This is a genomic window from Lysinibacillus sp. G01H, assembly GCF_028872195.1.
Taxonomy (GTDB): domain Bacteria; phylum Bacillota; class Bacilli; order Bacillales_A; family Planococcaceae; genus Lysinibacillus; species Lysinibacillus capsici.
This window is the reverse complement of record NZ_CP118397.1, coordinates 2,132,645-2,145,598: the sequence shown is the minus strand read 5'-3', so window position 1 is coordinate 2,145,598 and position 12,954 is coordinate 2,132,645. Positions and strand designations below refer to the sequence as shown.

Here is a 12,954-nt window from a genome sequence, read left to right as displayed (position 1 = left end):
GTCACTCCTCGAAGCCTATTGCCTTGTTAATCTTTTTTTCCATACCACACTGCTCCATTGCTGCTAGTATACGCTCTGTCATTTTTTCATACCCCTTTGCATTCGGGTGAAAAAAGTCTGTATGATAGACGAGCTCTTCATTTGAATCAAACAAATCTTCTACTGATACGTAACAAGCATTGGAATCCTTGCTGGCTACTTCCTCAATCACATTATTCCATTCTGTGATAATCGTATCAAATTCATTCGCCTCATTGGTTACAATCGAAAAAGGATTGTAAAAACCAATGAGTAATAAGGGCACTGTCGGATTTTTAGCACGAATGCCTTCTACGATTTTGCTGTAACGTTCCTTGTATGCCAATAATTCCTTATCAAAAGCATCACGTTTCAGGTTAAATAAATCCTGCCTGACGACCTTCATGACATCATTGCCACCCATTGTTAAGGAAATTAGCTGGGCTTCTTGCATCTCTTCATCATAATGCCCTTTTTTCACTAATTTTAGTAGCTGATCACTGCGTCTACCACGTTTGCCCCGATTATCAACCTCTACATCCGAAATCGAAGGCCATGCGAGCAATGAATCTGCTAATCTTCCAACATAACCGTCTTGACTATACTCATCACCGACACCATCTGTCAACGAATCTCCCAGTGCCAAGTAATGTAGTTGCTTTGCTTGTTCTTCATCAATTTGCGATAAATCCTCTGCTGATGGCTCAAAAAAATGTTCAAAAATTTGCGTCAACATATTCTTAGATGTTTTTTCCTCATCTTCTGTTTGTTGCTCATCCTGCGGTATATCTTGCTCCGTTCCTGCTTGCTCACCTTCAGGTTCTGCTTGCGGATTCGGTTCATCGATTGATATTGCACAACCACTTAGTACTAAGACGGTCAAACATGACAACATAAATCGCCAAATGTCCATTTGACCACCTTCCATCCCTTTCTATTACTTCTATTATAGAATAGTTCATGTCGCAATGAAAAGTGACTTACCCTTAGTTCTCCATAATTTTGTGCTCTTGCCAAATTTCCTCACTCAATAATGATAAATAATTAGGAAGATTTCTGATTATTTTTGGTGGCACCATGATCACTGTTTGATTGAAGCTGCTCTTCTTTGGTGGAAAACGCTCACAATTTGATTGGAGCCGCTCTTTTTTGTTAGCAAAGTGATCACATTTTGATTGAGGACGCTCATAGTTAGTTGAAAACTGCTAATCCCTCTTGTCAAAGTTGCTAGGAGAAGCACGCATAAAAAAAGCCACTACATTTACTTATGTAGTAGCTCCTTCTTATTATTCTGCAAAATAAATAAAACCAATTGCTCCTGGACCTGTGTGTGTCGAGATGATTGGAGATGTAAAGGCAATTTCAACATCGTTAAAGCCAGTTTCTTCGATCAGCGCTTTTAATGGGTTGCCCATCGTTACTAGGCCATCTGCATGGGAAATGCCGACTGCCTTCACTGTTTTTCCAGCTGTATCTGCTTGGAATTGTTTAAATAAAAAATTGACTACTTGTTTATGACTACGTACCTTTGACACAGGATTGTATACGCCACCTTCAAGGTTGGCAATGACTTTGATGTTTAGGAGAGAACCGATAAAGCCTTTTCCTTTACCAATTCGACCGCCTTTGATTAAGTTTTCGAGCGTGTCTACAATAACGTATAAATGTGTATTGTCTCGTACCTTTTCTAAACGTGCCACGATATCCTCCACAGTGGCGCCTTCATCTCGCATACGGATTGCCTCTCGTAGTTGGATAGCTAAACCAATCGCGATAAAGCGTGAGTCAATGACTGTCACATCAGCATCTGTCATTTGTGCTGCTTGACGGGCTGATTCTACCGTTCCACTCATACCGCCAGTCATATGGATGGAGATAATTTGATCGCCATCTTTACCGAGCTCATCATATAATTCTTTAAACTTACCTGGTGCTGGTTGTGAACTTTTCGGTAAATTTTTTGCATTTTTCATTAAGCCTAAAAAAGATTGTGGCTCTAAGTCCACTCCATCTGTATATGTTTGACCATCAATTTGAATCGTTAAGGGCACGATATGTATGCCATGTTGTGCTACTTCTTCTTTTGTTAAATCACAAGTTGAGTCCGTTACTATATGAATTCGTCTCACTTCGACACATCCTTTTACTTCATTAAAATTTATTATATAGACTAATGAATCATTATGTAAACATGACATTTGTCATTAGGCAAAGCTCTGTCCTAGCTCGCATGTAAACGCTACCTTGGATACTATAGCGTTTTCACCTACCTCCTGTCTATCAATGCCCCTCAAAGAATATGACAGGCTTATGACATTTTTGATATGAACTATATGACAAATGTAAATGTTCATCTATAAATTATTGGGGTATAGTAAATGTATGAACGAAAGGAGTGTTTCAAATGGTTGATTCATTTGACTATAAATCATGGAGGGAAGAGCTGTGGAATGCCATAACACACGGTATTGGTTTCATTGCTAGTATTCCGGCACTGGTTGTTCTACTGTTAGCAGCCGTACAAACAGGAAATGCCCTACATATTACAACCTTCAGCATTTTCGGTGCGTCTGTCATCATTCTGTTTTTAATGTCTACATTACTACACAGTATGCCAGAAAAATATAAACACTTTTTCGCTATTTTGGACCATTCGTCCATTTATATTTTAATTGCCGGCACCTATACGCCGTTTTTATTAATTGCCGTTGGTGGTACCCTTGGATTGACGCTACTATGTATTATTTGGTCGTTGGCTGTGCTTGGTGTGTTGTTTAAATGTTTCTTTATTAATCGCTTTGAAGTACTTTCCTTAATTTTTTATATTGGCATGGGCTGGTTAATTATATTTGCCATTAAGCCCGTTTATCTGTATTTAGGTTTACATGGCTTTGCTTTACTGTTAGCAGGCGGGCTATTTTATACGATTGGAGCCATCTTTTATGCATGGCGCTCTCTGCCCTTTAATCATGCGATATGGCATCTCTTTGTACTAGCGGGCTGTGCGTCTATGTATGCCTGTGTGTACTTCTATTTATAAAAAAATCGCTCCCATCATATGGAGCGATTTTTTATGTATTCTCTTAAAAACATAATGCCTTCCCTTACCTCTTTTTCATTCTCTTCATGATTCAATTGATTTCGAGCATGAAGTAAAACTGGCCTTAAGGATTCCACGGATCGCCCAAATGCATGCATCCACTCATAGCGTGGCACCATCCAAGTATGGAAGTGATGGGTCGTATCTTCATTGTAAAAATAATAAACGTATTCTATGTCCAATACTTCCCTTTGAGCCTTTCTGATTGTTGTTAAGAGGTTGATATAGTCCAGTTTTTCATCATCGTTTAATTCATCAAAGCAATGAATGTGACGCTTGGAGGCTAAAATGACTAATCCCTTGATAGGATACGCTACATCTTGGTGAGCGTGAAAATAATCTGTTTCAATCACTACTCCTCCATTGGGTGCTACCTGTCCACTAGTGATGGCACAGCTCAAACAATCAACATGTGCAATTTCTCCACTCGATAAGGTTATTTTACGCATCAATATTCCCCCTACTTACAGAAGAAGGACGGTCCTACAAAACCGTACTTCTCTCGCTGTTATTTTCGTTCAAATATTTGATATTGGAATGTATAGCCTTCTGGGGCTGTTTCAGGCTCCTCTGAAGAGACTTGAACAAAATCTTGCTCATAGCTCGGGAAATAGGTGTCTCCCTGAAAGGCATGATTAATTTTTGTGATATACAAGCGATCAGCTATCTCCATCACTAAACGGAAAATTTGCTCGCCGCCAATAATCATCACCTCAGGTACATCTCCAGCTAGCGCTAAAGCTTCTTCCAAGCTAGTCACAGTTTCAATGCCTTCTGCCTGATAGTTTTCATCACGTGTAATGACGATGTTGCGTCGCCCTGGAAGTGGTCGACCGATTGATTGAAATGTTTTACGTCCCATAATCATAGGCTTGCCCATTGTTTTTTGTTTAAAATACTGCAGATCCCCAGGTAAATGCCAAGGCATCCCATTGTTATATCCGATGACGTGATTGTCATCATGTGCCACAATTAAAGAAATCATACTGTCCCTCCAAATACTTTCGTCCCTTTTATTATAAACATAATGCGCTTATTTCACCTATTTTTAAATAAATAAACATTTGTTACACCTAAATCCTAGTAAAATTATATGAATAGTTTATAATAAGAATAACAAACCTCTCAATAAAGGAATGATGAAGATGATAACTTTAAGAAAAGAAGCTGTTCAATATCTAGAAGCTCAGCGTACTGGTACACCTTATTACAAAGTTTCACCGCAGGAAGCGAGAGCCATGCGGACGGTTACACAATGGCAAGCTGCACACAAACCGAAGCTAGCATCCATTGAGGATCACAAAATTACAGTGCGAGATGGCGAACAAATTACAGTTCGGCTTTATACGCCTGTACTCGGTAAAACATTACCTGTTATTGTTTATTATCATGGTGGAGGCTGGGTCTATGGCAATCTAGAATCTGTTGATGCAGGCTGCCAGCTATTAGCAGACCAGGCACAGGCGATTGTGGTATCAGTGGATTACCGCTTAGCACCTGAATATCCTTTCCCAATACCCTTACATGATGCCTACGATAGCTTAGTGTGGGTGCACGATCATATGGAAGCCTTAGGTGGCGATGCAAGTCGATTATCAGTTGCTGGGGACAGTGCTGGCGGAAATTTGGCTACTGTGGTTGCATACTTAGCTACTGCACTAGAGGGACCATCGTTACACGCTCAAACACTCATCTATCCTGTTACAAATGTCGATTTTTCAACAGTATCTTATCTGGCATATGGTGAAGATTACGGCTTAGATACACAAGCCATGCAGTGGTTCTCTCATCACTATACAGAGGAAGCAAACTTTACAAATCCACTTGTGTCCCCTCTTCAGCTAGAGGAAGTCCGTAACATGCCGAAAACGTTTATTATAGCTGCAGAGGCAGATGTACTCTTTGATGAGGGTCTAAGCTATGCACAGAAGTTAAAGGCTGCTGGTGTGGTAGTGGAACATATTACAATGTCAGGTTTAATCCATAGTTATTTCAGTAAAATGAATTATTTTGAAGACGCAACGATTGAAACCGTGACAAAAATTGCGCAATTCCTGAAATAAGTTTGGCTATCCCGTGCAAACAGTGCGATAATAGAGCAAAACGTTTTTTAAAGGATGACACTATGACACAAACAATAGCTCTACAAATACAACAGCCCTTTTCTGATCAATTAAAAAAAGGCTTCCCACTTATTTCAAAAGATGCGGTTGATGCACGACGTTTACCTGCTAAGCAAGGAACACTCCTCAAGCTCATGGATCACCATAACCGTTTTATTGGAACAGGTTACTATGGCGTCCAAAACAAAGGGATTGGCTGGGTGCTAACGACCGATCCGAATGAAACAATCGATAAAGCTTTTTTTATAAAAAAATTCAAAAAAGCCATCGACAATCGTGCTGCATTTTTTAGCAATGAAAACACAACAGCCTTTCGTGTGTTTAATGGTGAAGGAGATGGCATTGGCGGTCTCACGATTGATTTTTTTAACAGCTACTATATGGTAAGCTGGTATAGTGAGGGCATTTACTCATTTAAAGAAGTGGTGTATGAGGCGCTTGCTGAGACAGTGGACTACCAAGCTATTTATGAGAAAAAACGCTTTGATACCAAAGGACAGTATATCGAGCAGGATGATTTTGTGATGGGCACGCCAGGAGAATTTCCTATCATGGTGAAGGAAAATGGTATGACCTATGCTGTGCATTTAAACGATGGCGCGATGACAGGGATTTTTCTCGATCAGCGTGAGGTACGAATGGCTATTCGTGAGCGTTATGCCAACAATACAGATATGCTGAATACATTTTCCTATACAGGAGCATTTTCTGTGGCAGCCGCTCTAGGAGGAGCCATCAAGACAACGAGTGTAGATGTGGCAAAGCGTAGTCTAGCCAAAACGATAGAGCAATTTAGTGTCAATCATATTGATTATGAGGCTCAGGATATAAAAGTCATGGATGTCTTCCATTATTTTAAATACGCACAGCGTCATGCTTTACAGTTTGACCTTGTCGTATTAGACCCACCTAGCTTTGCACGTACGAAGCAAATGACCTTTTCAACGGCAAAGGACTACCCTAAATTACTAAAGGACACGATTGCCATTACCGCTAAAAACGGCATCATTGTGGCTTCCACAAATAATGCCAGCTTCGGCATGAAAAAGTTCAAAGGCTTTATCGACCAAGCCTTTAAAGAGACTCATACACGCTATAAAATCGTTGAGGAATATGGTTTACCAAAAGATTTCCGTGTACCACGTGAATACCCTGAATTTAATTATCTGAAGGTCGTGTTCATCCAGAAAATCGACTAACCAATCGAGAATCACGCCATGCTGTGATTCTTTTTTCTGTATCATTAAATAACGGTTCTTATAAAACAATTTATTTATATAATTATAAAGCAAGTAGAGAAGATGTTTGGTACCTTTATAATAAAGGTGAACAAATCCTTTACCATGAGATTTTTCAAAAGATTGAATCGTTATAAACAATCATACAGGGCTTTTCTATTAAAAGTAGCCTAAGAAGATATTCTCTTCTTAGGCCACCCTATTATAGATATTTTACAAACCAATCACGAATATATTCAAGTCGATTAATTCGCAATGTGGGCTTTCCACTTCTTGACAGTTCATGATTCGCCTCAGGGAAACGCACGAATTTTGTTTGTTTTTTACGATACTTTAAGGCGATAAACAATTGCTCTGCCTGCTCAATTGGACAACGATAGTCTTTTTCACCATGTAAAATCAATAATGGTGTCTCCACTTTGTCTACATACTTCAGCGGCGAATGATGCCATAGCTTCTCTATATCATCGAGTCCTGCTTGAATTTGCCAGTCTGTAAAGTAATAGCCGATATCACTGACACCAGCAAAGCTAATCCAGTTCGAAATGGAGCGCTGCGTCACAGCTGCTTTAAAGCGATTTGTATGGCCCACAATCCAGTTAGTCATAAAACCACCGTAGCTTCCACCAGTTACTCCTAGACGATCCTGATCAATAAAATCATAGTGCTCCAGAGCGTAGTCTACCGCTGCCATTAAGTCCGCATAATCATTACCACCATAATCGCCACGTACTGCATCAACAAATTTTTGGCCATAGCCATGACTACCACGCGGATTAGTGTAAAGCACTGCAAAACCTTGTGCAGCAAGGATTTGGAATTCATTAAAGTAGGTATTGCCATACATTGCATGTGGACCACCGTGGATTTCAAGAATGAGAGGATACTTCTTCCCTGCTTCATAGCCAACTGGCTTCATAATCCAGCCATTGACCTTCCAGCCTTCTGCACCTTCAAATTCTATACTCTCTGGAACAGCTAATGTTTTGGTCTTTAAAAATTCTTCATTAATGGACGTCAACTGTTCTGTGTCACCCGTTTTTAGGTTCACATAAAACAGATCGCCTGGATTGGTCGTTGTGCTAATAGCCACAATAGCCTGATCGTTTTGCGCATCAAGTGAGAAGCCATAAACATATTGATCATCATGGATAGCTGGGTAAATTTCGCCATCTACATTTCCGTAATAGATCGCCGCATTGCCGTGATCTGTGACTTGGAAGTAGAAGCTATGATTATCATTCATCCATTGCACACGTGGTGACGCTACACCTTGCAGGAAATCACCGATGACAAAATCACCGACAGGCGCATCAAATTCACTTGTTACACAGTTTAGTAGTTTTTGCTCCATGTCATAAATCCAAAGCTTCGCTTGTGTGGCATTTTCAAATTCACGTTCTCCTCCTACAAAAGAAAGATAGCGACTATTCGGAGACCAAGCCGTTTGGTAATATGCTCCCGAACCTTCTGTTAGCTTGTGACTCTGTTTCGTTTCAAACTCCAATAAATAGATATCCACATTGAATGAGAAATCTAAATCCTCCGCTTTATCTGCTAAATACGTAAGGTATTTGCCATCTGGCGACCAAGTACCCAGATGGAAGTACTCTTTGCCTTCTGTCACTTGTTCTAGCTCTCCTGATTCCACATTGACAATGGCAATATGGGTAAACTGCTCCATATCAATAAATCCACCAGCATCCGATTTGTGTTTCATTTTCTCGATTTCTAGTGGCTTTAGTTCTTTATCCTTTTTCTTCTCATCCTCCGCTTTATCTAGGATGGTTTCATCTTTCCCTAGCACGACTGAAAAAGCAATTTTCTTGCCACATGGTGACCAGACAGGGGATGTCGCTCCATTTTTACAATGTGTCACCTGTTTTCCCTCTCCACCTGCTTTCGAAAGAACATAAATTTGTGACTTACCTGTTCTCGTTGACAAAAATGCAATTTGACTGCCATCTGGTGACCAAACAGGGGAACTCGTTCTATCTTCACCAAATGTCCATTGCTGTGGTGTTTTGTCCTTCAAGTTTATGTAAAACAAATTCGATATATAGTCATTTTTCTTCTCGTCCATACGAGTCTCTACATAAACTACCTCTGTCCCATCTGGTGAAAGCTGTGGATCTGCTACTGATTTTAAGCGATAAAGATCTTCTGGTTGAATCCCTTGTTTCGATGTCATGTTCTTGCTCCTTTGTATTGTAATTTTCTGTGCCTTACTACAATACTTCGACACCCTAAGTAATATTCCTGCTATTTAATTGAATTTTTTACTAGTTCCCAATATTCTGCGGACTTTGTTCTGCGATAAAATTTGTAAAAGGGCTCATTTGGGCGAGCATGCTCCTTATATAGGTTGATCAGGTGCAGTAAAAAATCTTCAATTTGTGTGACGTCTACCCTCTTAGCGAATAACGTACCAGCCTGTGCCTTTGCTCCCATCGGTACTGCCCCTAAATAGACATCAAAGCTTTTTTGTTGGTAAACGAGTCCAATATCATCATAGACTGCATTGTAGCAAGCTGATGCACAGCCATTAATATTGACACGCACTCTTGCAGGTACCTTCATCCCCTCTATAGCATGATAGAGCTGTTCGGTTATCGGCGCAGCCTCCATTTTCTCCCCATCACAAAAATCGCAGGCCTTCATGGCTATGATTGAACCAGAGGGAGCAACATAAAGACCTGCTTCCTGTAAGGCTTGCACCGCTTCTGTGGCATCGCACGTTGGTATGGATACGAGTATACTATAGGAAGCAGAATATTTTATCGCCCCCTTTTCGCCAGCAATTTCGGCTATTTTTTGGAATTGTGCAGGCGTATAATGCTTATTAATAATGCCCGGGCTAACGGCTAGACGGGTAAACTCACCATGACGGTTTAGTGTTTCAAATGTTTGATCTGGTACATTTTTTTGAAATGCGTTCATTTTTATCGCTCCTTATAAAAAAGGAGCTAGCAAAACGCTAGCTCGAATGGATTAAAAGTTTTCAGGATAGAAGCCCTTGGCTAAAATTTCAATGGCCTCTGCTGCACGAACCCCTTCAGACGCTGCTGAAAGTGGCAGGATGACAAAGCGCTCATTTTTGACCGCTTCCATCTCCTTCAATGCTGGATCATTTTTTAAGAATTGGATCTTTTGGTCTGCCGTTGTTTCACCGTAATCAATCACGACAACTACCTCTGGGTTGCGGTCTACTGCATCTTCCTTCGACACAGTTGTCCATCCTGATTCCACATCACCAAAGATATTTTGACCACCCGCGATTGTCACCAGCTCATTCATAAAGTTTTGACCAGCTGTAAATACATCCTTTTCACCGCTATCAAACACAAGAACACGTAATTTTTCGCTATCTTTTGGTAATTTAGCTTGTACTGCCTCTACATCTTTCGTCATTTGCTCAATTAAAGCTTCGCCACGATCCTCAATACGGAAAATCTTCGCGATATGGCGAATATCAGTGAAAATATCCTCTAATGTTGGCTTTGTCATGTTGGAAGCCGTATGTAAATACGTATGGATGCCTAATTCTTCAAGCTCTTCTGGTGTGCCTACACCCTTTTCGCCAAAGCCACTTTTCCAGCCTGCATATAGGAAATCTGCCTCGGCATCAATGACTTGCTCCTTCGTTGGGTATTGATCGGAAAGCACAGGGACTTTGTCGTATGCCTCTTGCAGTGGCTCATAGATTTTATCATCTAAGTAAGCTGTCCCTACCATAGAATCCTCTAAGCCAAGTGCTAGCATAATTTCTGTCACATGCTGATTTAAGCTAATCGCTTTTGTTGGTGCTTCCGTATATGTTTGACTTGTGTCATTGTTTTCAATGGTTACTTCGGCTGCCGCCTCAGATGGCTCAACCTTTTCACCTTGTGCTGCTGATTCCGTTTTGTCTTTTGCATTACAAGCCCCTAAAACAGCGACCAAGGCAATGATCATCATTAGCCATATACTTTTCCATTTCTTCATGTCCTTTTCTCCTTTGTTGTTAAAATATAGAAAGAAATCAGAGATTTCTTTACTACCCAGGTGTTTGGAAGGGCATAAAAAAAACCCTCTTGTCGCCAAGAGAGTAGCATAGTGAAATAACGGTATATTACCTGTATCACTATCCCCATCCTCGTGGTTCTTAGTCAAAAAATACATACTGGCAGGTATCCTGGCTTAGGTTCATCATCTATACGCCTTCCCATAGTTTCACTACAGTGGCATGCTGTATAGACTCCCCATTTACAGTTGCGGGACAGCATCGGAATTGCACCGATTTCCCTTTTAAGCAAATGACAAATGCCATTTGCACCAATACGTTCTATAATGGTCAATACTATTGATAGACTAGCAGAAGAATATTTATCGCGCAATCAGTAGTATGACACTAAAAGTATAATCATCATTATATTAGCACTATTTCGACATAAAGACGAACTATTTTACAAGAAATATAGAAGCTAGTATTCTGTTACAATAAAAAGATAGCATTCTATAGAAACGAGGATTTCTTATGTACAAAACAATTGGTGTACTTGCGCACGTGGATGCAGGGAAAACGACCTTTTCTGAGCAAGTACTTTTTCATACAAATAGTATCCAAGCCCGTGGTCGAGTTGATCATCAGGATACCTTTCTTGATAATCACGAGCTGGAGCGCAGACGAGGCATTACGATATTTGCCGAGCAGGGGCGTATGCGCATTGGCGATGATACATACACATTGATTGATACGCCAGGGCATGTCGATTTCTCCCCTGAGATGGAGCGTGCCATTCGTGTGATGGATTATGCCATTATGATCATTAGCTCTGTCGAAGGGATACAAGGCCATACAGAAACAGTATGGCAACTTTTACGTCAATACCATGTCCCTACCTTCTTCTTTATCAACAAAATAGATCGTGAAGGTGCCAATGTGGAGGCTGTCATCAGGCAGCTTCGCAAAGATTGCTCACAGCATGTATTGTTCATCGATGAGCCACTGCGAGCAGACTATGTGTCAAATAGCATCATGGAATGGCTAGCGGAGCGCGACGAAAAATTGCTTGATGCCTTTCTGAATGAGTCATTGGAGCATGAACAGTGTCTTGCTCAGTTACAGGGAATGATTAAAAATGAATGTGCCTTCCCTTGCTTTGCTGGCTCTGCCTTAAAGGATGAGGGCATTCAGGAATTTCTTGACCAGCTCCCGCTGTTAACGAGTACCGATTTTGACAAGGTTGCCCCGTTTGAGGGAGAGGTTTTTAAAATTCGTCATGATGGTCACCAGCGTTTAACCTTTATGAAGGCGGTCAAGGGTTCATTGCATGTGCGTGATGAATTTTCATTTAGCGAAGTAACAGAAAAAGTAACTGAAATTCGCCTTTATAACGGCAGTCGCTATGAGACCGTTCAACAGGTAGAGGCGGGAGAAATTTTCGCTGTCAAAGGGCTGAGCCAGGCAAACATTGGGGATCGAATCGGTACAACGATGCTATCCCAGCCCTATGAGCTTGTCCCAACCTTACAGGCAAAGGTTCAATATGAGGGCGATCAGCATATCAAGGAAGTGCTCCAGTTTTTCCGTTTACTCGAAGCAGAAGAGCCGTCCTTGCGTGTGGTCTGGCTGGAAAAATTTCAGGAAATCCATGTGCATATTATGGGTGTCATTCAATTAGAGGTCCTGACAGAGGTATTCATGACGCGTTTTTCAATAGCTGTCTCCTTTGGTGAGCCGCAAATTTTATATATGGAAACCATTGCGACCCCCGTAACAGGCTATGGTCATTTCGAGCCCCTCAAGCATTATGCCGAAGTTCATTTATTAATGGAGCCAAATCCACGTGGAACAGGTAATACCTTCAGCAATGCCTGTCATGCAGATCATTTATCTTTAGGCAATCAGCGCCTTGTTGAAAAGCATCTGTTTGAGCGTGACCATCATGGGCTACTGACAGGCTTCCCTGTAACAGATATTCATTTTACACTTCTAACAGGTCGCGGGCATAATGAACATACATCGGGGGGAGATTTCCGCGAAGCCAGTTTCCGTGCACTGCGTCAGGGGCTGGAGCAGGCACAAAATGTCCTACTTGAACCCTATTATCGCTTTAAAATGAAGGCTTCAAACGACTTTATCGGCCGTATGATGAATGATATTCAGCAAGCAGCAGGCACATTCGATGACCCGATTTTATCCGAAACGGATGTTATCCTAACAGGTCGTGCGCCTGTTGCCACTTTAATGAGCTACAGTACAACCTTTGCCGCCTATACAAATGGGAAAGGTGCACTCACTCTCCAATTTGATGGCTATGATGTGTGCCATAATACAGAGGATGTGATTGCACAGATTGGCTACGATAAAAATGCAGACCCTGAGTATAGTTCCTCTAGTATCTTTTGTGCAAAGGGCAAAGGATATTCGGTTCCATGGCAAGAAGCACAGGCAGCCATGCATTGCCTGTAGGATGGGGAGATTTTGTTCGCG

General features: G+C 41.1%; 11 protein-coding genes and 1 riboswitch. Of the genes, 4 read left to right on the top strand and 7 right to left on the bottom strand.

The window, feature by feature from the left end:
* Position 1 precedes the first annotated feature (1 nt).
* Together PSR12_RS10800 and PSR12_RS10795 are read right to left on the bottom strand one after the other, a co-directional pair.
* The gene (locus PSR12_RS10800; protein WP_255601626.1) at positions 2–931 is read right to left on the bottom strand and encodes a GDSL-type esterase/lipase family protein; all 930 of its coding nucleotides are present in this window, start codon (positions 929–931) and stop codon (positions 2–4) included.
* A gap of 373 nt (positions 932–1,304) precedes the next feature.
* Positions 1,305–2,147, bottom strand: a complete 843-nt coding sequence (locus tag PSR12_RS10795; RefSeq protein WP_202342112.1) for a DegV family protein — start codon at positions 2,145–2,147, stop codon at positions 1,305–1,307.
* Between the two features lie 275 nt (positions 2,148–2,422).
* Between PSR12_RS10795 and trhA the strand changes: the two genes are divergently transcribed.
* A complete protein-coding gene (gene trhA / locus PSR12_RS10790; protein WP_016993322.1) occupies positions 2,423–3,058 on the top strand; it encodes a PAQR family membrane homeostasis protein TrhA in 636 nt (211 codons plus the stop codon).
* 14 nt (positions 3,059–3,072) lie between these two features.
* Here the strand turns inward: trhA and PSR12_RS10785 are convergent, their stop codons facing one another.
* Together PSR12_RS10785 and PSR12_RS10780 are read right to left on the bottom strand one after the other, a co-directional pair.
* Positions 3,073–3,567 (bottom strand): HIT family protein, encoded by a 495-nt coding sequence (locus PSR12_RS10785; protein ID WP_009371292.1) that lies wholly within the window; start codon positions 3,565–3,567, stop codon positions 3,073–3,075.
* Positions 3,568–3,626: 59 nt separating this feature from the next.
* Positions 3,627–4,103, bottom strand: a complete 477-nt coding sequence (locus tag PSR12_RS10780) for a dihydrofolate reductase (RefSeq protein WP_221682282.1) — start codon at positions 4,101–4,103, stop codon at positions 3,627–3,629.
* A 160-nt stretch (positions 4,104–4,263) separates the two neighbouring features.
* Here PSR12_RS10780 and PSR12_RS10775 point away from each other — a divergent pair, with 160 nt between their 5' ends.
* Both PSR12_RS10775 and PSR12_RS10770 read left to right on the top strand, forming a co-directional pair.
* Entirely contained in the window at positions 4,264–5,181 is a 918-nt protein-coding gene (locus tag PSR12_RS10775; RefSeq protein ID WP_221682283.1) for an alpha/beta hydrolase, read from the top strand.
* A gap of 62 nt (positions 5,182–5,243) precedes the next feature.
* On the top strand, positions 5,244–6,440 hold the full coding sequence (locus PSR12_RS10770; RefSeq protein ID WP_274773162.1) for a class I SAM-dependent rRNA methyltransferase: 1,197 nt from the start codon (positions 5,244–5,246) through the stop codon (positions 6,438–6,440).
* Between the two features lie 241 nt (positions 6,441–6,681).
* On the opposite strand, the gene PSR12_RS10765 is transcribed toward PSR12_RS10770, so the two are convergent.
* From PSR12_RS10765 to PSR12_RS10755, 3 genes are all read right to left on the bottom strand, one after another.
* Complete coding sequence (locus PSR12_RS10765) at positions 6,682–8,670, bottom strand: S9 family peptidase (RefSeq protein WP_274773160.1); 1,989 nt, start codon at positions 8,668–8,670, stop codon at positions 6,682–6,684.
* Between the two features lie 71 nt (positions 8,671–8,741).
* On the bottom strand, positions 8,742–9,419 hold the full coding sequence (locus PSR12_RS10760) for a precorrin-3B methylase (protein WP_221682286.1): 678 nt from the start codon (positions 9,417–9,419) through the stop codon (positions 8,742–8,744).
* 51 nt (positions 9,420–9,470) lie between these two features.
* Positions 9,471–10,463, bottom strand: a complete 993-nt coding sequence (locus PSR12_RS10755) for an ABC transporter substrate-binding protein (RefSeq protein WP_221682287.1) — start codon at positions 10,461–10,463, stop codon at positions 9,471–9,473.
* A 163-nt stretch (positions 10,464–10,626) separates the two neighbouring features.
* Positions 10,627–10,813: riboswitch (cobalamin riboswitch) on the bottom strand.
* A 182-nt stretch (positions 10,814–10,995) separates the two neighbouring features.
* Between PSR12_RS10755 and PSR12_RS10750 the strand changes: the two genes are divergently transcribed.
* Positions 10,996–12,933 (top strand): elongation factor G, encoded by a 1,938-nt coding sequence (locus PSR12_RS10750; protein ID WP_274773157.1) that lies wholly within the window; start codon positions 10,996–10,998, stop codon positions 12,931–12,933.
* Positions 12,934–12,954: the final 21 nt, after the last annotated feature.

Bases quoted from the DNA above. Each gene is read 5' to 3' on its own strand.
- PSR12_RS10785 (WP_009371292.1), bottom strand. From the start codon at position 3,567: ATGCGTAAAATAACCTTATCGAGTGGAGAAATTGCACATGTTGATTGT.
- PSR12_RS10760 (WP_221682286.1), bottom strand. From the start codon at position 9,419: ATGAACGCATTTCAAAAAAATGTACCAGATCAAACATTTGAAACACTA.
- PSR12_RS10770 (WP_274773162.1), top strand. From the start codon at position 5,244: ATGACACAAACAATAGCTCTACAAATACAACAGCCCTTTTCTGATCAA.
- trhA (WP_016993322.1), top strand. From the start codon at position 2,423: ATGGTTGATTCATTTGACTATAAATCATGGAGGGAAGAGCTGTGGAAT.
- PSR12_RS10750 (WP_274773157.1), top strand. From the start codon at position 10,996: ATGTACAAAACAATTGGTGTACTTGCGCACGTGGATGCAGGGAAAACG.
- PSR12_RS10780 (WP_221682282.1), bottom strand. From the start codon at position 4,103: ATGATTTCTTTAATTGTGGCACATGATGACAATCACGTCATCGGATAT.
- PSR12_RS10775 (WP_221682283.1), top strand. From the start codon at position 4,264: ATGATAACTTTAAGAAAAGAAGCTGTTCAATATCTAGAAGCTCAGCGT.
- PSR12_RS10765 (WP_274773160.1), bottom strand. From the start codon at position 8,670: ATGACATCGAAACAAGGGATTCAACCAGAAGATCTTTATCGCTTAAAA.
- PSR12_RS10800 (WP_255601626.1), bottom strand. From the start codon at position 931: ATGGACATTTGGCGATTTATGTTGTCATGTTTGACCGTCTTAGTACTA.
- PSR12_RS10755 (WP_221682287.1), bottom strand. From the start codon at position 10,463: ATGAAGAAATGGAAAAGTATATGGCTAATGATGATCATTGCCTTGGTC.